18 protein-coding genes are annotated in these 22,264 nt (G+C 66.8%); 13 read left to right on the top strand and 5 right to left on the bottom strand.

The genetic code is table 11. The features are described from left to right. Nucleotides 1-2,203 precede the first annotated feature (2,203 nt). Entirely contained in the window at nucleotides 2,204-2,608 is a 405-nt protein-coding gene (locus SLNSH_RS10480) for a flagellar assembly protein FliX (RefSeq protein ID WP_106336776.1), read from the bottom strand. Between the two features lie 219 nt (nucleotides 2,609-2,827). On the opposite strand from SLNSH_RS10480, the gene SLNSH_RS10475 reads away from it, so the two are divergent. The 13 genes from SLNSH_RS10475 to flaF (SLNSH_RS10415) all read left to right on the top strand — a co-directional run bounded on the left by SLNSH_RS10475 (nucleotide 2,828) and on the right by flaF (SLNSH_RS10415) (nucleotide 15,927). Then, nucleotides 2,828-3,952, top strand: coding sequence for a flagellar basal body P-ring protein FlgI (locus SLNSH_RS10475; protein ID WP_106336774.1), 1,125 nt, complete (start codon nucleotides 2,828-2,830; stop codon nucleotides 3,950-3,952). Further along, nucleotides 3,952-4,380 carry a flagellar assembly peptidoglycan hydrolase FlgJ gene (gene flgJ, locus SLNSH_RS10470; RefSeq protein WP_106336772.1) on the top strand — a complete coding sequence of 143 codons (429 nt, stop codon included), beginning with the start codon at nucleotides 3,952-3,954 and terminating at the stop codon, nucleotides 4,378-4,380. Before SLNSH_RS10475 ends, flgJ begins: the two co-directional genes overlap by 1 nt. Further along, nucleotides 4,370-4,840, top strand: a complete 471-nt coding sequence (locus SLNSH_RS10465) for a hypothetical protein (RefSeq protein WP_106336770.1) — start codon at nucleotides 4,370-4,372, stop codon at nucleotides 4,838-4,840. The genes flgJ and SLNSH_RS10465 overlap by 11 nt, the downstream gene beginning before the upstream one ends. 162 nt (nucleotides 4,841-5,002) lie before the next feature. Beyond that, on the top strand, nucleotides 5,003-5,386 hold the full coding sequence (locus SLNSH_RS10460; protein ID WP_106336768.1) for a hypothetical protein: 384 nt from the start codon (nucleotides 5,003-5,005) through the stop codon (nucleotides 5,384-5,386). A 263-nt stretch (nucleotides 5,387-5,649) separates the two neighbouring features. After that, nucleotides 5,650-6,486, top strand: a complete 837-nt coding sequence (locus SLNSH_RS10455) for a flagellin N-terminal helical domain-containing protein (RefSeq protein ID WP_106336766.1) — start codon at nucleotides 5,650-5,652, stop codon at nucleotides 6,484-6,486. A gap of 195 nt (nucleotides 6,487-6,681) precedes the next feature. After that, the gene (locus tag SLNSH_RS10450) at nucleotides 6,682-8,040 is read left to right on the top strand and encodes a flagellin N-terminal helical domain-containing protein (RefSeq protein WP_106336764.1); all 1,359 of its coding nucleotides are present in this window, start codon (nucleotides 6,682-6,684) and stop codon (nucleotides 8,038-8,040) included. Nucleotides 8,041-8,215: 175 nt separating this feature from the next. Then, the gene (locus SLNSH_RS10445) at nucleotides 8,216-9,580 is read left to right on the top strand and encodes a flagellin N-terminal helical domain-containing protein (RefSeq protein WP_106336762.1); all 1,365 of its coding nucleotides are present in this window, start codon (nucleotides 8,216-8,218) and stop codon (nucleotides 9,578-9,580) included. A 62-nt stretch (nucleotides 9,581-9,642) separates the two neighbouring features. Beyond that, nucleotides 9,643-10,023, top strand: a complete 381-nt coding sequence (flaF, locus tag SLNSH_RS10440) for a flagellar biosynthesis regulator FlaF (protein WP_106336760.1) — start codon at nucleotides 9,643-9,645, stop codon at nucleotides 10,021-10,023. 214 nt (nucleotides 10,024-10,237) lie between these two features. Beyond that, complete coding sequence (locus SLNSH_RS10435; protein WP_106336758.1) at nucleotides 10,238-11,548, top strand: flagellin N-terminal helical domain-containing protein; 1,311 nt, start codon at nucleotides 10,238-10,240, stop codon at nucleotides 11,546-11,548. A gap of 692 nt (nucleotides 11,549-12,240) precedes the next feature. Next, nucleotides 12,241-13,545, top strand: a complete 1,305-nt coding sequence (locus tag SLNSH_RS10430; protein WP_106336756.1) for a flagellin N-terminal helical domain-containing protein — start codon at nucleotides 12,241-12,243, stop codon at nucleotides 13,543-13,545. A 201-nt stretch (nucleotides 13,546-13,746) separates the two neighbouring features. Then, nucleotides 13,747-15,123, top strand: coding sequence for a flagellin N-terminal helical domain-containing protein (locus tag SLNSH_RS10425; RefSeq protein ID WP_106336754.1), 1,377 nt, complete (start codon nucleotides 13,747-13,749; stop codon nucleotides 15,121-15,123). A 53-nt stretch (nucleotides 15,124-15,176) separates the two neighbouring features. Next, complete coding sequence (gene flbT / locus SLNSH_RS10420) at nucleotides 15,177-15,569, top strand: flagellar biosynthesis repressor FlbT (RefSeq protein WP_106336752.1); 393 nt, start codon at nucleotides 15,177-15,179, stop codon at nucleotides 15,567-15,569. Beyond that, on the top strand, nucleotides 15,553-15,927 hold the full coding sequence (gene flaF / locus SLNSH_RS10415; protein ID WP_106336750.1) for a flagellar biosynthesis regulator FlaF: 375 nt from the start codon (nucleotides 15,553-15,555) through the stop codon (nucleotides 15,925-15,927). Before flbT ends, flaF (SLNSH_RS10415) begins: the two co-directional genes overlap by 17 nt. 83 nt (nucleotides 15,928-16,010) lie before the next feature. On the opposite strand, the gene SLNSH_RS10410 is transcribed toward flaF (SLNSH_RS10415), so the two are convergent. The 4 genes from SLNSH_RS10410 to SLNSH_RS10395 form a co-directional block, all read right to left on the bottom strand. Continuing rightward, nucleotides 16,011-17,429, bottom strand: a complete 1,419-nt coding sequence (locus SLNSH_RS10410; protein ID WP_106336749.1) for a flagellin N-terminal helical domain-containing protein — start codon at nucleotides 17,427-17,429, stop codon at nucleotides 16,011-16,013. A 15-nt stretch (nucleotides 17,430-17,444) separates the two neighbouring features. Next, complete coding sequence (gene flgK / locus SLNSH_RS10405; protein ID WP_106336747.1) at nucleotides 17,445-19,286, bottom strand: flagellar hook-associated protein FlgK; 1,842 nt, start codon at nucleotides 19,284-19,286, stop codon at nucleotides 17,445-17,447. Nucleotides 19,287-19,311: 25 nt separating this feature from the next. After that, a complete protein-coding gene (locus SLNSH_RS10400; protein WP_106336745.1) occupies nucleotides 19,312-20,664 on the bottom strand; it encodes a flagellar hook protein FlgE in 1,353 nt (450 codons plus the stop codon). Nucleotides 20,665-20,897: 233 nt separating this feature from the next. Next, nucleotides 20,898-22,253 carry a flagellar hook protein FlgE gene (locus SLNSH_RS10395; RefSeq protein ID WP_106336743.1) on the bottom strand — a complete coding sequence of 452 codons (1,356 nt, stop codon included), beginning with the start codon at nucleotides 22,251-22,253 and terminating at the stop codon, nucleotides 20,898-20,900. Nucleotides 22,254-22,264: the final 11 nt, after the last annotated feature.

The raw sequence follows: 22,264 nt of genomic DNA, 5'->3' as shown, positions 1-22,264 counted from the left end.
GGGCTCAGGCGCAGGCGTGTTTCGTTGGCGCCCAGCCCCCCTGGATTGCTTCGCTGCGCTCGCAAGGACGGAGCAAGATTGTTCAACGGGGCAGCCAACACCGTTGTAAGCCCCCTCCAACGTCATCCCCGGGCTTGTCCCGGGGATCCACGCCCCAGGGCCGAGACGTGGCTGGCCGGGACAAGCCCGGCCATGACGCCGTGAGGTCGACGCCAGAGAGCCTCCGCGCGTGTTTCAGTCCAATGCGCCGATGCCCAGCCCCTGGATCCCCTTCCCCTCCGCGCCTGCGGCGCTCCGGCCGGGGATGACGGCGAGGGCGAGGCCGAGGCGACTGGCGCGAGGTCCGACTCGGCGCTCCTTCCTCCGTCCTTGCGAGGAGCGCAGCGACGAAGCAATCCAGGAGCCTCACGCGCAGGCGTGTTTCGTTGGCGCCCAGCCCCCGTGGATTGCTTCGCTGCGCTCGCAAGGACGGGGCAAGATTGTTCAACGGGGCAGCCAACACCGTTGTAAGCCCCCCAACGTCATCCCCGGGCTTGTCCCGGGGATCCACGCCCAGGGCCGAGACGTGGATGGCCGGGACAAGCCCGGGGATGACGCCGTGAGGTCGACGCGATAGACCCGTGGAGCGGGTATCGCGAGATGCGCTGGCGCTCAGTCTCCTGGATCCCCTTCCCCTCCGCGCCTGCGGCGCTCCGGCCGGGGATGACGGCGGGGGCGAGCCCGAGGCGACGGGCGCGAGGTCCGACCCGGCGCTCCGCCTTTCGGCGTTGCAGGGTGCGCAGCGACGAAGCAATCCAGAGGGCTCAGGCGCAGGCGTGTTTCGTTGGCGCCCAGCCCCCCCTGGATTGCTTCGCTGCGCTCGCAAGGACGGAGCAAGATTGTTCAACGGGGCAGCCAACACCGCTGTAAGCCCCCCCAACGTCATCCCCGGGCTTGTCCCGGGGATCCACGCCCCAGGGCCGAGTCGTGGCTGGCCGGGACAAGCCCGGCCATGACGCCGTGAGGTCGACGCCAGAGAGCCTCCGCGCGTGTTTCAGTCCAATGCGCCGATGCCCAGCCCCTGGATCCCCTTCCCCTCCGCGCCTGCGGCGCTCCGGCCGGGGATGACGGCGAGGGCGAGGCCGAGGCGACTGGCGCGAGGTCCGACTCGGCGCTCCGCCTTTCGTCCTTGCGAGGAGCGCAGCGACGAAGCAATCCAGGGGGCCTCACGCGCAGGCGTGTTTCGTTGGCGCCCAGCCCCCCTGGATTGCTTCGCTGCGCTCGCAAGGACGGAGCAAGATTGTTCAACGGGGCAGCCAACACGGTTGTAAGCCCCCCGAACGTCATCCCCGGGCTTGTCCCGGGGATCCACGCCCCAGGGGCCGAGACGTGGATGGCCGGGACAGGCCCGGCCATGACGCCGTGAGGTCGACGCGATAGACCGCCTGCGGCGCTCCGGCCGGGGATGACGGCGAGGGCGAGGCCGAGGCGACTGGCGCGAGGTCCGACTCGGCGCTCCGCCTTTCGGCTTTGCAGGGTGCGCAGCGACGAAGCAATCCAGGGGCCTCACGCGCAGGCGTGTTTCGTTGGCGCCCAGCCCCCCTGGATTGCTTCGCTGCGCTCGCAAGGACGGAGCAAGATTGTTCAACGGGGCAGCCAACACGGTTGTAAGCCCCCCGAACGTCATCCCCGGGCTTGTCCCGGGGATCCACGCCCCAGGGGCCGAGACGTGGATGGCCGGGACAGGCCCGGCCATGACGCCGTGAGGTCGACGCGATAGACCGCCTGCGGCGCTCCGGCCGGGGATGACGGCGAGGGCGAGGCCGAGGCGACTGGCGCGAGGTCCGACTCGGCGCTCCGCCTTTCGGCTTTGCAGGGTGCGCAGCGACGAAGCAATCCAGGGGCCTCACGCGCAGGCGTGTTTCGTTGGCGCCCAGCCCCCCTGGATTGCTTCGCTGCGCTCGCAAGGACGGAGCAAGATTGTTCAACGGGGCAGCCAACACGGTTGTAAGCCCCCCGAACGTCATCCCCGGGCTTGTCCCGGGGATCCACGCCCCAGGGGCCGAGACGTGGATGGCCGGGACAAGCCCGGCCATGACGCCGTGAGGTCGACGCGATAGACCCGTGGAGCGGGTATCCTGGGATGCGCTGGCGCCCAGTCTCCTGGATCACCTTCGCCTCCGCGCCTGCGGCGCTCCGGCCGGGGATCGGCGGCCGCCCGGAGCTACCGCCCGAGCTTCGCCAACTCCACCTCGGCGCGCAGTTCGATCTGGGCGAGGACGTCGTCGAGGCCGGGGTCGTCCGTCGCCTCGCGGCGCTCGGCGAGTTGCTGCTTGAGGCCGATCAGGTCTGCCACGCCGATGCTCCCGGCGAGCATGCCGGCCTTGAGACGGTCGAGGGAGGCCAGGAGGTCCCGGCCGCGCTTGGCGGCCTTGCGCTTGCGCAGCAGCGGGTCCTCTTCGGCCTGAAGCACCAGCAGGGCGTCGATGCCCGCGAGCGTGGAGGTTGCGGCGGCCCCCTGTGGCCCGCGCGCGGTCGCGGACTCGCCAAGAGAGAAAGCGCCCCCTGCGCTGCGTCGCGGGGCGTAGCTGGCCGGCGTGCCGATCGGCGATTTCCCATCGATGCGCATAGGGCCCTCTCGAACTGACTGCGGATGCTGGCCCGTTATGGTTAAGCCCCCGTTAACAGGGCGGCAAAACCTGCCGGCCGGGTCGTCCCCGGCCCAGACGATACCGCCCCGCCGGTTCCCGAGCCTTTCCCGGATCGCTCGCATTTTCAGCATCTTGCGCGGCCCGCTGCGCGTGGCACGGCTTTGGCAGGACGGATGCTGTCAACCCCGTGGGCGTCCATGATCCGCATCCTCCCTCGCCTCGCCTGCCTCGCCGCCGCGCTTGCGGGCGCGCTGACGACCGCGCTGCCCGCGCAGGCGGCCGCCTCGCGCATCAAGGACATCGCCTCCATCGAGGGCGTGCGCCAGAACCAGCTGGTGGGCTACGGCATCGTGGTGGGGCTGAACGGCACCGGCGACACGCTCAACAACTCGCCCTTCACCAAGCAGTCGGGCACCGCCATGCTGGAGCGGCTCGGCGTCAACATCCGCGGCGCCAACATGCGCACGGCCAACATGGCCGCCGTGATCGTGACCGCGAACCTGCCGCCCTTCAGCGCCCAGGGCACGCGCATCGACATCACGGTGTCGTCGCTGGGCGACGCCAAGAGCCTCCAGGGCGGCACCCTGCTGGCCACGCCCTTGCTGGGCGCCGACGGCGAGGTCTACGCCGTGGCCCAGGGCTCGGTCGCCATCTCCGGCTTCTCGGCCGAGGGCGAGGCCTCGAAGATCACGCGCGGCGTGCCCACGGTGGGCCGCGTCGCCGGCGGCGCGCTGATCGAGCGCGAGATCGAGTTCGCGCTGCGCGCGCAGAAGAGCGTGCGGCTGGCCCTGCGCAACCCGGACTTCACCACCGCGCGCCGAATGGCGGCGGTGATCAACGACTTCATGGGCGCCGACACGGCCGAGCCCACCGACCCCTCCACGGTCACCCTGCAGGTGCCGCCCAATTTCCGCGGCAACATGGTGCAGCTGATCACCGAGATCGAGCAGTTGCGCGTCGACCCGGACCAGGGCGCCCGCGTGGTGATCGACGAGCGCTCCGGCATCATCGTGATGGGCAAGGACGTGCGCGTGTCCACCGTCGCGGTGGCCCAGGGCAATCTCACCGTGACGGTGACCGAGCAGCCGGTCGTCAGCCAGCCCAACCCGCTCTCGCAGGGCCAGACGGTGGTGGCGCCGCGCACGGGCGTGTCGGTGTCCACCGGCGAGGGCAACAAGCTGGCTCTGGTGAAGGAAGGCGTGACTCTGCGCGAGCTGGTCGACGGGCTGAACGCACTGGGCATCGGCCCGCGCGACCTCATCGCCATCCTGCAGGCCATCAAGGCCGCCGGCGCCCTCCAGGCCGATATCGAGGTGATGTGATGGCCGCGTCAGCCCTCGCCCCCGCCGCGATCGGCGCCACGGCCTACGCCGCCGTCGCCAACAAGCTTTCCGACAGGAACGACGCCAAGCTGCGCAAGACCGCGCAGGACTTCGAGGCCATGTTCCTGGAGAACGCGTTCGGCCAGATGTTCTCGGGGCTGAAGGGCGAAGGCCCCCTGGGCGACAACGGCCCCGGCGCGGACGCCTGGCGCGGCATGCTCACCCAGGAATACGCCAAGACGGTCGCGAAGGCCGGCGGCGTCGGCGTGGCGGATGCCGTTTATCGCGAGTTGCTGCGCATGCAGGAAGGCCGCGGCGCCAAGGCCGCCAAGACCGACGCCGTTGCGGGCGCGCAAGCCGCGCTCGTCCAGGGCCGCGCCCAGGGCGCGGCATCCCTCGCGCAGGACACTCGCCCCCATGGCCTCTGAACGCCCCCAGTCAAGCCTCGCCTCCTCCGCCGACGCCGAGCGCTTCGCCGCGCAGGTGATCGATGTGATGCAGGCCCTCGAGGTCGTGATCGGCCAGGAGACCTCGTTCCTGAAGGCTTCGCGCCTGCGGGACGCCGCAAGCCTCGCCCAGGCCAAGACGGACGCGTCCAAGCACTATGTGCACGCCCTGGAGGCGCTGCGCGCCAACGCGATCGCGCTTGCCCGCTGGGCCCCCGCGGCGGTGCCGCGGGTGAAGGCCGCCCAGTCCCGCCTGGCGGACGCGCTGCAGATCAACATGGCGGTGATCGCGACGGCCAAGTCGGTCTCGGAAGGCATCGTGCGCAGCCTCGCCAAGGAAGTGGCCGCCCCCAGGACCCTAACGACCTACGGAGCGGCGGGGCGCGCAGCCGCGCCGGCGCGCCCTGCCGCCACCCCGTTGCTTGTGTCGCGCTCCCTCTAAGCTTCGGCAGGCCAGGCGGACTAGATCGAAGAGCGTAGTTCGACCTCCGGGGACCGAAACATTGCTTTTTACCATCTTTGATTACAGGCCATTCAGACTCTCGCGCTAGGGTTGTGTTAAGGCGGCCCAGAACACGGCCGCACGCGTCGAGAGGACTTCGACATGGACATCGGCCAAACCGTCAGGCCGGTCGCCAGCGTCGGCGCGACCGTCCCCACGGAGCCGTTGCCGTCGCCAGGCGCCGTACGTACTGAGTTGCCCCCCGCGGCCGTCGTGACGGCCCCCACCGAGACCCCTCCTGCGCGCCTGGAGGTTTCCGGCGCGGCCGTGCGCCTCCAGCAGGCGGAGGAAGCCGCCAAGGAAGCGATCCGCCGCAACCTGGTGATCGATCCCGACACCAAGCAGGTGATCTACAAGGCCGTGGACACGCGCTCGGGCCAGATCGTCCAGCAGCTTCCGGACGAAGCCCTGCTGAAGCTGCGCGCCTATGTGCGGGCCAACGGCGCGACAACCGAAGGGCCGCACGTGGCGGAGAAGACGGCCTGAGGCCGATTGAGCCAGCATGGGAATTCTGAAAGGGCCGCCGCAGGGCGGCCTTTTCGATTCAGGCCCCGTCAATCTTACCGCTCTGTAAAGCAGACCGGAACGCGGTTTCCGAATCGTGAAAGTATACGCTCGTTCATCATGAGATCTCGTTAGCAATAACGGCCGTAAACCCTTTCGATTTGACGTTTGTTAGCACCTAACCTGTCAAGAACAGATCCAGCAATCAAGAACGATTGTTTCATCTCCAGAAGGGAACTGCACCGATGACGATCTCGATATCCGACACCATGCGCTCCTCGCTCGTCGCGCTCGCCACGGTCAATACGGACCTGACCGTGTCGCAGAGCCGTCTCGCGACCGGCAAGAAGGTGAACTCTGCCGCCGACGGCGCCGCCGTCTACTTCCAGGCCCAGTCTATGACGGATCGGGCTGCGAGCCTGGACAAGACCAACAGCCAGATGGCGCTCGGCCTGAAGTCGATCTCGGCGGGCGTGGAAGCCCTGTCCAGCATGAAGAAGGTGATGGATGTCCAGCTGGACTCGATGAAGAACGCCCTGACGGGCTCGACGGCGCAGCGCAAGGCGGCCGCCGACGCGTTCCGCACGGTGCTCAGCCAGGTCAACAGCTACGTCAACGACGCCAACGTGCTCGGCCAGGGCAACATCCTCAAGGGCGCCGCGATCACGTTCAAGCTGAACGAGGACGGGTCCAGCACGCAGGACATCAAGCTCTCCAGCGCCATGGACGCCAAGTCGCTGGGCTTCGGCTTCGACGCGACCGGAAAGTCGACCGACGCGTCAGGGAATTTCGCCACAGACGTCGAGCTCAACGCAGCGATAACCAAGATGACGGCGGCCCTGGACGCGGTGAACACGGCCTCGATGTCCCTCAGCTACCAGAACTCCGTGGTGAGCGCGCGCGCCGACTTCAACAAGAGCATGCTCTCGGTTCTGAAGGACGGGGCGGACACGCTGACCGCCGCCGACGTCAACGAGGAAGCCGCCAAGGTCGGGGCCGCCCAGACCCGCCAGAGCTTCGTCCTGAATGGGCTCAGCATCACCAGGCAGTCGGAGCAGAGCCTGCTGCAGCTGATGCGCTGACCCAGCGCGCGGCGCCGGGACGGGCGGGATCACATCCCGCCCTTCGCCCCGGGGACGCCTGAACTTAGAGTTGCAAATCGCAATTGCGCAATTATCAAGAGTTTACTGGATGTTGTGAGTTCAGGACCCAAGATCCTGCCAGGCTTGCTTTCAAGTTGGTCGAGCAGCCTGCTCGCCTTGGTAGGAGTACTTGTGATGCCGACCCCGATTTCCGGCCAGATGCGCGCGAGCCTGCTCGCCGTCACCTCGCTGAACGATGATATCACCACCGCCCAGACCCGCCTGAACACGGGCCGCAAGGTCAACACGGCGCTGGACGACCCGGCCACCTATTTCAAGGCGCAGAACTTGACCAGCCGCGCCTCCGCGCTCGATCTGGTGAACCAGAACATCGCGCTCACGATGTCGAACGTGAAGACCGCCGACAGCGCGATGAGCACCATGTTGAAGAACATGAACGCCCAGCTGTCAGCCATGAAGGACGCCCGCTCGGTCCCCGTCGGCGCTAATGCGGCCGCCGTCAACGTCACGGGCAAGGTCATCTGGGCAAGCCTGACCGACTCCATGGTCGACACGGCGGCGAATATCTCGAACGCGAACAAGTTCCAGGACCAGGACGTCCTCTCCTTCACGATCACCGACAGCAGCGGCGTGGCCCAGACCCGCTACTTCAAGGCCGTCTCGGCAGCGCCGGTCAACACGACCACGGACGGCTCGTCGGCCGCCAATGCGTTCCAGTTCAACACCGTTCAGGATCTGCGCGACCAGTTGAAGGCCGCCTTCGGCACGGCCACGATCACCACGAACGGCATGGCTGCGGGCGGCGGCTTCAAGCTCCAGCTCGTCGATCCCACCAAGACCCTGAAGATCGAGCAGACCGGCAACGCCGGCGCAGCGGCGAACAACGTGTTCGCCGATCTGACGTCCATTTTCGGCGCGCCGATGACGACTTCGGTCCTGGGCACCGGCAACAGCAATATGTATGCCCCTACCCCCGCCACGGCGAATCAGGATGCTCTGGATACACGCCGTTCGTTGGCAGACGGATATATCACCATGCTCAACCAGCTCGACGCGCTGGTGAAGGACGCCTTCGTTCCCGGCCTGACCAACCTTCTCACTGACAACACCAACGGCAACATCGTCAACTTGTCGCCCGACGGCTCCACCAAGCAGAAGATCGTCCTGTCGCAGAAGCTCGACCCGGCGTCCCTGGGCTTCAACTGGAACGGCACGACCTCCACGGACATCGGCGCGAACTTCAACAACGACGGCGTCATGGACGCGGCGATTGGGAAAATGACCACCGCCATCCAGGCCGTCACCCGCCTGCAGAAGTCGCTCGCCAACCAGAGCTCGATGCTCAACAACCGCACCGAGTTCAACAAGGCGCTGGTCGCCAACCTGAACGGCGGCGCCGACCTGCTCACCGCGGCGGACGCCACCGCGGAGGCCGCCAACCTGGCCGCGCTGCAGACGCGCCAGTCGTTCGCGACCAACAACATGGCGAGCACTAAGCAAGCCGAGTCCGGCCTCATCCAGCTGCTCCGCTGATTTCAAGCATTTCCGAGAAGGCGAAACGGCGGGCGCTGGCCCGCCGTTTTGCTTTCCTTGAAAACAACCCAGGCTTGCGGAACTATACTGCGGCCACTTAAAGTATCATTTTCCGTTTAACCAAATATTATCCATATTATTCCATTTTCCGTGAACGTTTCACGGAGCTGAATTCATGTCGGCGATCATCTCGTCCCAGATGCGGACCAACTTGGCCAATCTGCTCAAGGTCACCGACGAGATGGGCGCGACCCAGCAGCGCGTCTCGACCGGCAAGAAGGTGTCCTCCGCGGCGGATGACCCGGCCGCCTACTACCGCGCCCAGGGGCTCGGCGACCGGGCGACCCGGCTGGAAAACGTCAACCAGAACCTCTCGCTCGCCATGAGCAACATCTCGACCGCCGACAAGGCGATGTCGGTGATGACCAAGAACCTGAACGCGCAGCTGTCGCTCATGACGGACGCCCTGTCCGCCAGCCCCGGCGCCCCGGCTTCCGCCGCCAGCCCAACCGGCGTCGCCGTGTATGCGGGCGGAACCGCCGCATCGCTTGTCACCGCCACGGCGACGGACGGCCTGCGCTTCCAGAACGGCGACCAGATCACCTTCACCATCACGGCCGCAGACGGCACGACCCGGACCGGCTATTTTCAGGCGGCGACCACCCCCGCCTCCCCGAACGGTTCGGGCCTGGCCACGGGCACGCCGCCCACGCCCTCCTTCTACCAGTTCAACACGGTCGCCGACCTCAAGGCCGGCCTCCAGAACGTGCTGGGCCTGGCCAGCATCGACCTGAAGGTTACGGCCGGCAACAAGCTGAACGTGCAACTCACCGACCCGACGTCGTCCCTGAGCATCCAGCAGATCACGGACGCCGGCGGCGCGGGCGCTGGCGTCACCGCGGACCTCTCGCAGATCTTTGGCCCCGGCTCGAGCATGACCTACGGGACAGCAGGCCAGGCCGTGACCTATCAGCCCAAGCCGGCGACGACCAACGACGCCTCGCTCGCCCAGCGCAAGGCCGCGGCGGTCTCGTTCCGCACCATGCTCAACCAGATCGACAAGCTCGCCAGGGACGGCGCCTACCCTGGCTTCCCGAACCTGCTGACCGGCGGGGTGATGAAGGTCGATCTCAACGAGCAGAGCACCTCGGCCGAGAGCGTCGCCCTGGCCCAGAAGCTCGACTTGCCGACCCTTGGTTTCGATTGGGACGACGTGGCCAAGACATCCGCCGACGTCGCCGGGGACTTCGCCACGGACGCCGAGCTTTCGGCCGCGATCGGCAAGATCAAGTCCGCGATCCAGTCGGTCGGCAACCAGCAGCAATCGCTCGGCAGCCAGTCCGCCATGCTGAACACGCGGCTTGGCTTCAACAAGGACATGGTGTCGGCCCTCAACGCGGGCTCCGATCTCATCACGGCGGCGGACATGACCGCAGAGGCCGCCGCGCTGGCCTCCCAGCAGACGCTGCAATCCTTCGCCAGCAACAACCTGTCGATCACCAAGGCGGCCGAACAAAGCCTGCTCCAGTTCCTGCGCTGATCCAGCGCCGCTGATCGACCGCAGAAGCGGCCGCAACGTCTCCAGAAAGGAGCCTGTCTCGCATGAGTTATGCGAAGCCGGTCCAGGCCTATGGCCAGGCGGCCAAGGCTGGCCTGTCGGGCCGCGATCTCGAAGCCGCCGTCTTGATTCAATGCGCGGCCGATCTCCAGCGGGCCGCCATGTCCCTCGAAACGGATCCTAAGTCGCTTGACGAGGCGTTGGCCAGGAACCGCAAATTGTGGAGCATCCTGGCTGCGGAGGCCACGGAGCCCACGAACCCCCTCCCCCAGGAGGTCAAGGCCAACATCGCTCGCCTGGCCCTGTTCGTCTTCAACCGGTCGCTGGACCTGCTGGTGAAGCCGACGCCGGAGGGCGTTCAGCCTCTCGTCGACATCAACCGCAACATCGCCGCGGGCCTGCGGACCCGGCCCGGCGCCGCCTGATCTCGTGAGGCGCAAGGGGCGCCCGCACGGCCCGCGCCCGTTCCTTTCACCCTTTATTCACCAAGCCGAGCGCCCTCCGCTCCACAACCGCCACAACCCCGGAACACAACCATCACGAGTAAGCACTCGGAAAGATCTGCAATCTTAGGTTGTCACCTGTCGCGAGTAGAGCGACCCGGCAGAACGCCGGATCTGACCAGAAAGGTGACATTCCATGGCCGTAGCCATCTCGACGGGCGTCCGCAACGCCCTCTCCGCCCTTCAGACCGTCCAGTCCGCGATGCAGACGTCGCAGTCCCGACTGGCCACTGGCAAGAAGGTGAACTCGGCGGTCGACAACGCCGTCAACTTCTTCACCGCCGCCGGCCTGAACGACCGCTCGAGCCAGCTCTCGGGCCTGCTCGACGGCATGTCCAACGCGGTGCAGACCATCAACGCCGCCTCCAAGGGCCTCGATTCGATCACCAAGCTGGTCCAGTCGGCCCAGTCCACGATCAAGCAGGCTCAGGCGGAGTCGCTGACCAAGCCGGCGATCACCGGCGCCACTGCGCTGGCCACGTCGGCGGAAGCGACCGCGACCGGCCAGTCCATCAAGGCCACGGCCCTCGCCAAAAACCTGCTGGACGACAACACGACCGCGACCGCGAACACCGCCACCTCGTCGTATGCGGGTAACCTCGGCATCGATCCGACGAAGACCAGCCTCGAACTCAACGTCACGGTGGGCAATCAGACCTACACGGACACGAGCCTGAGCGCCACGTCCACACTGAGCGACCTCGTTGACTCCATCAACAGCTCGGGCATCGCCTCGGCTAGCGTCGACGACACCGGCAAGCTGGTGGTGACGGCGAGCTCCGGCGACAAGGTCACGGTCGGCCTCGGCGCCGGCACGACTGCGGCTCTCGCCCATACGGACGCTGTCGCCGGCGGTCAGAATACAGCAGTCGGCCTCATCGCCGCGGACGCCACCACCGGTGCGTCCCCGACGTCGTCGGCCGTGCGCACCAACCTGATCAAGCAGTACAACGACCTGCGCGATCAGATCGACCAGCTCGCCAAGGATGCCGGGTTCAACGGCACGAACCTGCTCGCCGGCGACAAGATGTCGGTCGTCTTCAACGAGAAGACCGGCTCCTCCCAGAGCAAGCTTTCGGTGCAGGGCCAGACCATCGACTCGTCGGGCCTCGGGCTGAGCAAGGCGGCGGGCGCGACTGGCGCAGGCCAGGTGAACTTCCAGAGCGACTCCGAGCTGTCGGGCGCCGCGGATTCCCTCACCAACGCCCTCTCGTCCCTGCGCTCGTTCTCGTCGACGCTGGGCTCCAACCTCGCCGTGGTGCAGGCGCGTCAGGACTTCACCAAGTCCATGATCGACACCCTGAACACGGGGGCCGACAACCTGGTCAACGCCGACCAGAACCAGGAGGCCGCCACCCTGCTCGCCCTGCAGACCCGCCAGCAGCTGTCCCAGACGGCTCTGTCGCTGTCGAACCAGGCCGACCAGGGCGTCCTGCGCCTGTTCTGATCCAGAACGGATCTTCCACATGCCGAAGAGGCGGGGCCCCGGCCCCGCCTTTTTGCGTTTGGGCCAGGGAGGTCACGCTTTGGATCGGGCCGGCATCCCCGGCGGCGCGAAGCGCGGGAAGGGGATCCAGGCCGGCGCGCGCCAATTCCAGAGGGGACCTCGCGCTGCCCTTGGATCCCCTAGCCTCCGCCGCTGCGCGGCTCCGGCCGGGGATGACGGCCCTTTCTGCCTGGCTGCGCGAACGAATCGACGAAGCTGGCGAGGGCGCCCCGCCTGTTCTGGTCCAGAACGGATCTCCACACGCCGAAGAGGCGGGGCCCCGGCCCCGCCTCTTTGCGTTTGGACCAGGGAGTTCCCGCACCGGGTCGGGCCGTCATCCCCGGCGGCGCGAAGCGCCGGGAAGGGGATCCAGGCCGGCGCGCGCCCAGTCCAGAGAGGACCTCGCGCTGCCCCTGGATCCCCTTCCCTTCCGCCGCTGCGCGGCTTTGGCCGGGGATGACGGCGCTCGTCTTCAAAGGACGTCATTAACCCGCGATTCACCATAAACGGCAGTTACACAACCCCCGATAGTCAAATAAATGATTTCAATCAATAATGTAAGCAGCGGTTCATAATTGCAGCCTTAGCGTGTCATCACCCGGCGGAACAACCGGGCCGGCAGAAAGCCGGTTTCAACCAGAAAGGTGACACTCATGGCCGTAGCCATTTCCTCCGGCGTTCGGAACGCCCTCGCCTCCTTGTCTACCGTCGCCCATCAGTCGCAGGTGGCGCAGAACCGCCTCGCGACGGGCAAGAAGGTGAACACCGCCACCGACAATGCCGTGAACTTTTTCTCGGCGAGCGCGCTGAACGACCGTTCCAGCCAGCTCTCCGCGTTGCTCGACGGCATGTCCAACGGCGTGCAGACCATCAACGCCGCGTCCAAGGGCATCGACTCCATCACGACCCTGGTGAAGTCGCTGCAGTCCACCATCAAGCAGGCCCAGAACGAGGCTGCGTCGAACCGCCCCTATACACTCGGCACGGTCGCCATCGGCGGCGGCGCCGTCGGCAACAAGACGGCCAAGGACGTGGCGCTCGACACTGTGCTTGTCGGCACGGCGGCCGCTGCGACGGCCACCACGGACGGCGTGCTTGGCCTCTCCACCAACGCCGCACTGAGCATCAGCTCGAACGGCTCGACGTATCAGGTGTCCTTCGCCACCGGCGCAACGGTCCGCGACCTGGTGAACGAGATCAACAAGTCCGGCCTCGCGACGGCCGCGATCGACGAAAACGGCAAGCTCTCGATCACGGGCAACGGCTCAAATAAGGTCTATGTCGGCGTCGGCGACGGCGCGAGCGCCTCGGCGGCCGTGACAAACGCCAGCAGCGCGACCAACAAGAACACCCTCATCGGCTTGACCGCCGCGATGGGCGACACCGCCACCCCGGGCGCCGGCATCACGGCGGCATCGACCGCCAACTCCGCCGTCCGCGCCAGCCTGATCTCGCAGTTCAACAGCCTCACGCAGCAGATCGACCAGGTTGCGAAGGACTCCTCCTTCGCTGGCACGAATCTGCTGAACGGGGACAAGCTGTCCATCGTCTTCAACGAGAAGACCGGCACGAACCAGTCCAAGCTCGATGTCCAGCAGGGCAAGGTGAACGCCGCCAACCTGGGCATCCTCCAGGCGGCCAACAGCGCCGGCGCCGGGCAGTTCAACATCCAGGACGACACGGCCCTGAACACGGCGGCCGACACCCTGACAAACGCGCTGAGCGCGCTGCGATCCATGTCGTCGAGCCTGGGCGCGAACCTCGCCGTGGTTCAGGCCCGCCAGGACTTCACCAAGTCCATGGTGCAGACGCTGACCACCGGCGCGGACAACCTGGTCAACGCCGACGGCAACGAGGAGGCGGCCACCCTTCTCAGCCTGCAGACCCGCCAGCAGCTGTCCCAGACCGCGCTGTCCCTCTCGAATCAGGCGGACCAGGGCATTCTGCGCCTTTTCTGATCCCGAGGACGTCCCGGAGACATCCGGAAGGCGGGGGCCGCGCCCCCGCCTTTCGCATTTCGGGGGAGCCGCTTCATGCAAATGCCCGTCTCGGTTGAAAAATGATTCCGTGGTTAACCTTTGGTTAGGGTTAACAATCAATGATTGCGTCGATCGGCGGGCTGCAACCCGCTCCGTCCAGAATGAAACGGATCGACGCCCATGGCCAACATCGTCCTGTCGCAGGGAGTTCGGAACAACCTTTTGTCGCTGCAAGATGTCGCCGCGCAATCGACGACGGTTCAGCAGCGGCTTGCGACAGGCCGGAAGGTGAACTCCGCTGTCGATAACGCCGTGAACTATTTCGCGAACCTGGGCCTGAACGACCGCGCCAACCAGCTGACAGGGCTGCTGGACGGCATTTCCAATGGCATCCAGACGATCCAGGCCGCCTCGAAGGGCATCGACGCCATCACCAAGCTGGTGCAGCAGGCCCAGTCGACCATCAAGCAGGCTCAGGCCGACGCGCTCACCAGCCATCCTTCGGCGACCGGAACCTCCCTGGTCGCGCTGGCCGACAAGGTCGGCGCCATGACCAAGAAGGACGTGGCCCTCAACAAGACGCTCGGCGCCACGACGACGCCCACCACGACTGACTATTCGTCCGGAAACAACACGGCCGGCGACCTCGGCATGGGGCTTACGGCCGGCAACGTCAACGTGTTGACGATCACAGCCGGCAGCACGACCTACACCACAAGCAACCTGAGCGCGACCTCGACCGTCCGCGACGTCGTGGACGAGATCAACAAGTCCGGCATCGCCACGGCCAGCGTTGACGAGAACGGGAAGCTGACCGTCACTGGCACGGGCAGCAGCACCCTGACGATCGGCATCGGCACCGCCACGCCTGCCGGCAGCACCCCCGCGCAGATGGCGACCGCCTACAACAGCGCGCTCGCAAACGCGCAGACCAATTCCGGCGCGACAAATCTGATCGGCTCCCTCGGATTGACGGTGGCTACGGTTGGGGCCGGCGGCGCTGGGCTCACCTCCACCGCGAACTCGACCGTTCGCGCCAGCTTGGTCAGCCAGTTCAACAGCCTCCTGACCCAGATCGATCAGTTGGCCAAGGACGCGGGCTACAACGGCACCAACCTCCTCGACGGCAACACCCTCTCCGTGGTCTTCAACGAGAAGACCGGCTCAAACCGCAACAAGCTGGACGTCGTCGGCCAGACGGTCACCGCCGCGAACCTGGGGATCCAACAGGCTTCCAGCGGAGCGGGCGCCTCCACGACCAATTTCCAGGACGACGCTTCGCTCGACGCGGCGTCCGACGCGCTGACGAACGCCCTGGCGTCCCTGCGCTCCATGGCGTCCACTTTCGGCTCCAACCTTTCGGTGGTGCAGACCCGCCAGGACTTCACCAAGAACATGGTGACGACCCTCCAGACTGGCGCGGACAACCTGGTCAACGCCGACCAGAACGCCGAGGCCGCCAACCTGCTGGCCCTGCAGACGCGCCAGCAGCTGTCCCAGACGGCGCTGTCCCTCTCCAACCAGGCGGACCAGGGCGTGCTGCGCCTCTTCGGCTGACGCCGGGGCGCGCCGCGAACCCATCCTCAGGTCAAGGTCCAGAAGGGGCGGAAATGGCTCTCAAGGTCGAACTCAAGCCGAACGAGCGGATCATCATCGGCAACGTGGTGCTCCGCAACGCCGACGCGCGGATCCGCTTCTTCATCGAGGGCCACGCCCCGATCCTGCGCGAGAAGGACATCCTCACCGCGGAAACGGCCGACAGCCCTGCGAAGAAGATCTACCTGTCCGTGCAGCTCATGTACCTGGACCAGGACACGGCTCGCTACCACGAGACCTATTTCGAGCTGGTCCGCGACTTCCTGGCCGCGGCGCCGAGCGCTCTACCTTTGGTAGCGGACATCAATAACCTCATCTTAAGCGGGGATCTCTACAAAGCCTTGAAGGCCGCGAAGAAGCTCGCGGACTACGAGGCGGAGTTGATTTCCAATGCACTACGGGGCTAGCGCCTACGCCAGGACCGAGAAGGCCGCCCTCCCCCCTCGCGACCTCGAAGCCAGCCTTCTCCTGAAAGCCGCCGCCCGCCTGCAGGCGCTGATCGACGACTGGGCCGGCAAGCAGGACGACGTCGACGCGGCGATCACCTACAACCGCAAGCTCTGGACCATCCTGGCCACCTCGGCGACGGAGGACTCCAACCCGCTTCCGGTGGCCATCAAGCAGAATTTCGGCCGCCTGGCCTTCTTCGTCTTCAACCGCAGCCTGGACATCCAGATCGCGCCGGCGCCGGACAAAATCGCCCCGCTCGTGAACATCAACCGCGAGATCGCCGCCGGCCTGCGCGCCCGCCCCCAGGCGGCCTGAGCCGGTCCCGCTCTCAAACAAAAAGAAAAAAGCGCGGCTCGAAGGCCGCGCTTTTTGCGTTCAAGACGGGGGCGAAGACGCCCCTACAGGTAGTTCACCAGCGACATCTTCGAGAGCATCGACGTGGTCTGGTAGCTCGCCTGAAGCTGCGTCTGAAGCGACAGGAGCTGCGCCGCCACAGCCTCCGGCGTGGCGTCCTCGACCCCGGACAGGGCGTTCTCCAGCTGGGCCTTCGTGTCCGTGTGCCACTGCTGCGCGTTCTTGAGCGTGGCGGACGCGAGACCCACGTCCGTCTGGGCCTGCTTGATGGTGTACGCGCCCGGAGCGGGCGTCGCCGGGACGACCGGGGCGTTCAGCTGTCCCTGCACCCGCTGGGTCAGCGCCGCGTAGTTGGCCTGGTCCGTCGCGGTGGCTGTCGGGAAGGTCTGGGCCGCCAGCACCCCAAGCTGCGCGAGCATGTTCTGGAAGGCGGGCTCCGACGCCTCCATCCCCAGCCCCACCGTCTGGCCATCGTCCACATAGGAGGAGGCGCCGGCCCGCGGATCCGAACTCGCGGAGCCGCCATACCAGTTGGACAGGTTGGCGAAGTAGTCCTTCGCCCCCGCCACCGCAGAGGACGCCCAGAATTCGCTGGAGGCGGTCACCGCCTGCACGGCGGGCGTGAGGGCGTTCACGAAGTTGGTCGCCGTCGCCCCGCCGCTTCCTCCGATGGCGAAGGAGATCTCCCCGGCCGGCGCGTTGGGGGCCGGCACGGAGGTCCGCGCCACCAGCGTGACCGTCCTGGCCGCGCCGTCCGGCATCAGCAGGTTGACCTGGAAGCTCTGCCCGTCGGTCGGGGGGGCCGCCCCGAAGTCGAAGCTCTGCGCCGGGTTCATGCCGAAGCCATAGGCCGGGGTCGCCGCCGTTGGCGAGATGCTGACCTGGCCCGCGGCCGTGCTGCTGATGGTAAGGTTGCCGATGTTCCCAGGCGCCCCCGCGTCATTGGCCCGCCGCGTCGCGATCGCCGACTGGACGCCGCTGATCATCGCATTCGCGTCGACGGTCACGGCGGGCTGGTCCGCGCTGCGCCCGGCGAACAAGGAGCGCCCGGCGTAGTCCTGGTTCAGCAGGCTGATCATCTCCGTCAGGCTCGCCTTGGCGCTCACCTGCTCGGTCGTCAGGCCGTTGGCGTTGGGCGAAAACGACGACAGCGCGAGCCCGTTCGCCGTGGTCGTGCTGATCGCCTGCATGCGGGTCAGAGTCTTGTCCAGCACGGCGGCCCGGTTGGTCGCGTCCGTCACGGCCGCCGAATACCCGTCGAGGGTCGTGAGCGTCTGCCGCACGCTGAGGCTCGTCCCGCGCCCCGCGCCCATCGCGGCGTAGCTGTCTGCAAGTTTGCCCGTCGAGAGCTGCCGCTGGAGGTCGGTCAGCTGGCTCTTCATGTCCGTCAGGCGCGCGGCGTTCTGGCGCGTGCGGGTCACGTCGAGCGAATAGGCGCCGAGGGACGTGGACGTAATGGTCATGGGTCGGGTCCTTCGTCACATCCGCATCAGGAGATCCATCATCTCCTTGACGGCGCTCATGATGCGGGCGTTCGCCGAATAGGCGTTCTGGATCTGCACCAGGTTGGCGAGCTCCTGGTCCACGCTGACCCCGCTCGCGTCGGCGTAGCGGCTCTCGATGGACGACTGCACCACCTGCTGGCCCTCGTTGAGCCGCTGGGCCGATTCGGCGTTCGAGCCCTGCACGTCCACGATGCGGTTGAGGTAATCGGCCACGCTTCCCGAGTAGGGGGCGCTCGAGGCCCCGATCCCGCCGACGGGGGCGAAGGTCGTGGCCGCCCCCAGCGCGTTCAGCAAGGCCGTGGGTCGCGTCTGGTCGCCGGCCGGGGTCGTGGACGACATGGCCACGAGGTCCTTCGCCGTGATCGCCGGGTTGAGGCTGATGCGTGCCGCGAAGCCGCGCTTCTGCGACACGCCGGCGTCCAGCGAGCCCGTGTACAGGAGCCCGGGGGCGGAGTCCTTGAACAGCGGCAAGGCAGGGTCCGCCGGCGCGCCCTGGGCGGCCGTGGCCGTGATGGAGGCGCTCGCGCCGGTGACCCTGACGGCGGCCGAACCGGCGTCCTCGATGCGCAGCGTCGATCCCGTGCTGCTGACGCTGAACTTGCCGACGCCGAAGGCCGCGTCGAGCTGCGACTGGATGGACGAGACCGCGCCCGAAGCGCCGCTGGCGAAGGACGCTCCGATCTCCACGTCATTCGGATCGGGCGTCGCATTGGCCGGCAGCGAGCCCGACGTGAGTGCGACGATCGAGATGGTCCGCGGCGTTCCCCCGACCGTCGCGTTGACGGTGATGATGTTGCCAGGCTGGATGCCAGAGGTATCGATGTCGTAGCCGGAAGCGCCGCCCGCGGTTCCCGCTTGCGTCCGGTTCGACATCGCCGTGGCCAGCGAAGCCGCGAGGTTGTCAAGCTGCGACTGCGCGTCCACCGTCGCCTTGTCGCGCATCTCGATGAGCCCGGCGATCTCGCCGGAGCGGATCATGCCCGCCCCGATCACGTCGATGCTGCGCCCGGAGGCGTCGGTCATCGTGATCGTGCCGACCCCGCGCTTCGTGGGATCGGTGTCGTAGAGCGACGTAGCGCTGATCGGGCGCTGGTCGAACGAGAACTGCGCCGGGCTGCCGGTATCGTAGAGCCGCATGCCGCCCGTGGTGGACAGGGAGATCGAGCCGTTGGGCCCCTCCGTGACCTTCACGTCCACCAGCTTCGCCAGCTCATTGATCTGCTGGTCGCGCTGATCCAGAAGCGCCGGGTCCGAGCCCTGCGTGGCGATCACCCGCTGGTCGGCCGCCGCGATGCCCTTGAGCAGCGTGTTCACCTGCGCGACATCCGCCGCCAGCGCGCTTTCCGCGTTGGAGCGCACGGACTGGATGTCGGCCGAGGCCTTGTTGATGCGCTTGGCCAGGTCGCCCGCCGCCGAAAGAACCTGCGAGCGGGCGGCGGGGTTCGAGGGGTCGTTCTGCAGCGCCTGCAGGGCCGTGCTGAAAGAGCCCATCATGGTGGTCAGGGCCGTGGAGGAGCCGGGGGCTCCGAAAACGCCGCTGAGCTGGGCCGTGTAGTCGGCCTTCACGGCCGCATAGCCGGAGCCGCTCGTTTCGGTGCGAAGCTCCTTCTGGAGGACGCTGTCGAAGAGCCGGACGATGCCCTCGATCCGGACTCCGCCCGTGCCGCTCCCGTTCACCGTCTCCACGGACACGGCGGACCGGCGGGAATAACCCGCCGTGCCGGCGTTGGAGACGTTGCCCGAGATGACCTCCATCTGGGCCTGCGTGGCGCGCAGGCCGCTGAGGGAGTTGCCGAGGGCGGAATAGAGGCTCATGGCGTCACCCGTGGGTCATCCGGCGTCACCGGATGATGTTGATCGCGTCCTGCAGCATCTGCTGCGCGGTGGTGACCACGCGCGTGTTGGCCGAGTAGGCCTGCTGGGTCACGATCATCTTGGAGAATTCGTCGGCGATGTCGGTGTTGGAGGCCTCGAGCTGGGCGCCCATGATGGTCGCGCCGTTCAGGCCGTAGAGCGGCTGCCCGGATTCGAGCGTCTCCTCGAAGGTGGAGCCGTCCCTGCGTTTGAGCGAGTTCGGCGCGTTGAAGCGGGCCACCGACAGCTGCGCCAGCGCGACGGTCTGGCCGTTCGAGTAGCTCGCCACCACGCGGCCGTCGTCCGCGATCGACACGTCGTTGAGCTTGCCCGCCGGGTAGCCGTCCTGCCGGATGGAAGTGGTCTTCACCTGGCCGGAAACGTCCGCGAACTGGGTCACCCCGGAGCTGACGTCCAGCGTCAGATCCGTGCCGTCGATCGGAAGTCCGGTGAGGGTCGTGGTTCCGACGGGGGCGGTCAGCTTGCCGGAAGAGTCGAAGGTGAAGTTGGTCTTGGCGTTGGAGAGGTTCGTCCCCTGCCCCGCCGCGATCCACTTGAGCGAGGTGCTCGTGCCATCATAGGCGGGGTTGGCGTAGTAAACGTTCCAGGTGTCTGTCGGCGTGCTCGCAGTCTTGGCCCAGCGCAGCTCCACCGTCGTGGGCGTGCCCTGGCCGTCGTAGACGGTCACCGTGCCGCCGCTGATCGTGTGATTGGTGAAGTTGCTTTCCTCCGCGGATGTAACGCCAGTGGCCGGAACCGCGTAGAGCTCGCTGCCCGGCGTTTTAGGGTCGTAGCTGGGCGTCTGTGGCGTACTCGGGATGTTGGCCCGGTATTCGACAGTGGTTGAGGCCTTCGCGCTGACCAGGTCGGAGGTGATGCGCATCACGCCCGGGCTGCCGGTCGGGTTGCCGGTGACCGGGTCGAGATTGGTCCCCACGAGGTAGCGCCCGGCGCCGTTCACCAAGAAGCCGTTCTTGTCGACGCCGAAGTCGCCGCGGCGCGTGTAGAGGTCTCGTTGGGAGAACACGGGCAGGCCGGCCTGGGTGTCGGCGCGGTCGCGGACCACGAAGAAGCCGTCGCCGTTCAGCGCAACGTTTGTGGAGACGCCAGTGGAGGTGTAGCTCCCCGCGATCGTGTTGGTCCCGCGCGAAAAGGCCAGCACGGAGCCGCCCACCTGCTGGGTGAGCGGGTAGTCGGGCACCAGGTCCTGGAAGCTCGTGTCGACCCGCTTGTAGCCGGTGGTCTGGGAGTTCGCGATATTGTCTGAAATGTTTTCCAGCGCGTAGGACTGAGCCCGCAGGCCCGTCACCGCGTTGGTCATCGCCCCGAAGATACTCATGTGGCACAGCCCTCTGGATGCGCGCCGCCCACGGCGCAGCGCTCGATCGAGGGTCAAACACGCAACGCGTGTGCCACGCGCCTTTTCCCGTCTTTTCAAGGACTTGCCTTCTAAACAAATGGTTGTGCAGCGCAGATTTACACCCACGCGCGCTGCGGCGCCGGCAAGAATTGCCGAGGCGCTGACCGTTGGAAAAACGCGGCGCGGGCGAGGATGGACGGAGCACGCCATGGTCAGCGCACGATGTTGATGGTGTCCTGCAGCATCTGCTGCGCGGTGGTGATGACCCGGGTGTTCGCCGAATAGGCCTGCTGCGTCACAATCATCTTGGAGAACTCCTCGGCGATATCCGTGTTGGAGCCCTCCAGTTGGCCGCCCGAGACAGCGCCGCCGTTCAGCCCCGACAGGGGCAGGCCCGACTCCATGGTCTGGCTGAACGTCGACCCGTCCTCCCGCTTCAGCGCGTTCGGCGCGTTGAAATGAGCGAAGGCGACCTTGGCCAGCGGCGTGACGACGCCGTTCGTGTAACTCGCCACGATCTGACCGTCCGAGGTGACAGAGACATCGCTGACCGTGCCGGCGGCGTAGCCGTCCTGCTTGAGGAGGCGGACGTTCACGCTCCCAGCGTTGCTGGTGTCGTTGTACTGGGTCAGGCCCTTGCTGACATCGAGGTTGAGGGTGGCGCCGTCCACCTTCAGGTCCGTCAGCGCGACCGTCGGCGTGGTCGGCGACGTCAATGCGCCCGACGCGCTGAACTTGAACGTCGTCGGAGGCGCGGCCAGGGATGTCCCCTGGCCCGCCGCGATCCATTTCAGAGAGGAGGTCGAGGTCGGGTCGTAGTTCGGGTTCGTGTAGTAGAGGTTCCAGGTGTTGGAGCCGGTTTTGGCCCACTGAAGCTGAACAGTCGTCGGCGTGCCCACGCCGTCATGGATCTGAACGCTGCCGGCCGCGACGGTGTGGTTCAGGAAGTTGTTTTCTTCCGCGGCCGTCACGCCCGTGGATGGCGCGGCGTAGGTGTCGCTGCCCGGCACGGTGGCGTTGAACGCGGGCGTGCGGGGCACGGACGGCAGGTTCCCGTTGAACTGGATGGTCGTGGTCGGCTTCGCGGGAACAAGCCCGGCGCTCAGCTTGATCACGTCCGCCGTTCCGCTGGCGGCGCCCGTAGCGGGATCAATGGCCGTCCCCAGCAGGTAGCGGCCGGCGCCGTTCACCAGGTAGCCGTCCTTGTCCAGGCTGAAGTCGCCCCGTCGGGTATAGAGATCTTCCTGGGAGAAGGTGGGCGTTCCGCCGGCGCTGCCTGTCGGATTGCGCACCACGAAGAACGAGTCGCCCGTAAGCGACATGTTGGTGGCGACTCCGGTGGTCGAGTAGCTGCCCGAGAGCGTCGTGGTTCCCCGCGACTTCGCCATCACCGAGCCGCCGACCTGCTGGGCCACGGGAAAATCGGGCACCATGTCCTGGAAGCTCGTGTCCACCCGCTTGTAGCCGGTGGTCTGCGAGTTCGCGATGTTGTCGGAGATGTTTTCCAGGGCGTAGGACTGCGCGCGCAATCCGGTGACCGAACTGGTCATGGCGCCGAAGAGACTCATACTGCGAACCT

This window comes from Alsobacter soli (genome assembly GCF_003004785.1).
GTDB classification, from domain to species: domain Bacteria; phylum Pseudomonadota; class Alphaproteobacteria; order Rhizobiales; family Beijerinckiaceae; genus Alsobacter; species Alsobacter soli.
The sequence above is the reverse complement of the archived record's forward strand: the minus strand, read 5'-3'. Positions and strand labels throughout refer to the sequence as shown.